The sequence below is a fragment of the Bradyrhizobium sp. P5_C12 genome (assembly GCF_054049735.1).
In genome coordinates, this window is record NZ_JBFULU010000143.1 from 1 (window position 1) to 781 (window position 781).

Annotated in this window: 1 protein-coding gene; it reads left to right on the forward strand. The window is 54.9% G+C overall.

Annotated features, from left to right (window positions below; genetic code table 11):
* Positions 1–781, forward strand: a 781-nt coding sequence (locus tag ACXJMY_RS38010; RefSeq protein ID WP_456624471.1) for an ABC transporter substrate-binding protein, incomplete at both ends; no start/stop codon positions are given.

Below are 781 nucleotides of genomic sequence, written 5' to 3' on the forward strand. Positions count from 1 at the left end.
CATACAGTCCTCCCAAGACGGTGGAGCAGACGCGCAAGTTGATCGAAAGTGACGAGGTTCTGCTTCTCTTCAATCAACTCGGCACGCCGACCACCATGTCGGTTATCAAATATGTAAACGCCAAAAAGGTGCCGCAGCTGTTCATCGCGGCCGGAGGGACCATCTTCGGCGATCACAAGGCATATCCCTGGTCGATGGGCTTCCAGCCAAGCTACCAGAGCGAAACAAGCATCTACGGCAGGTACCTGCGTGAAAACTATCCTGGTGGAAAGATTGCGGTTCTCTCGTCCAATGACGACTTCGGACGGGACAATATCAAGGGCTTGAAGGACGGGCTCGGCGATGCGGTCGGCAACATTGTCGCCGAAGTCACGTATGAGACGAGCGCGCCGACGATCGATTCCGAACTTGTGAAGCTGAAATTCTCGGGCGCAAGCATCCTCATCAATTTCGCCTCGGCGAAATTTGCGGCGCAGGCCATCAAGAAGGCAGCAGAGATCGGCTGGAAGCCAGTGCATATCCTGCATGGAAACTCGCAATCGATCAGCGCCGTCCTGAAGCCCGCCGGCCTCGAAAACGCAAGGGACATCATCACAGCGAGTTACAGCAAGGATCCTGCCGATGCGGCCTGGAAAGATGACCCCGGTTTGACGAGATTCTCCGATTTCATGTCCAAGTACATGCCGGGAGAAGACAAAAACAATTTCTATGTGGTCTATGGATACAATGCCGCCCAGGCGCTGGTCGAAGTCCTCAGGCGGAGCAAGGATGACCTTACACG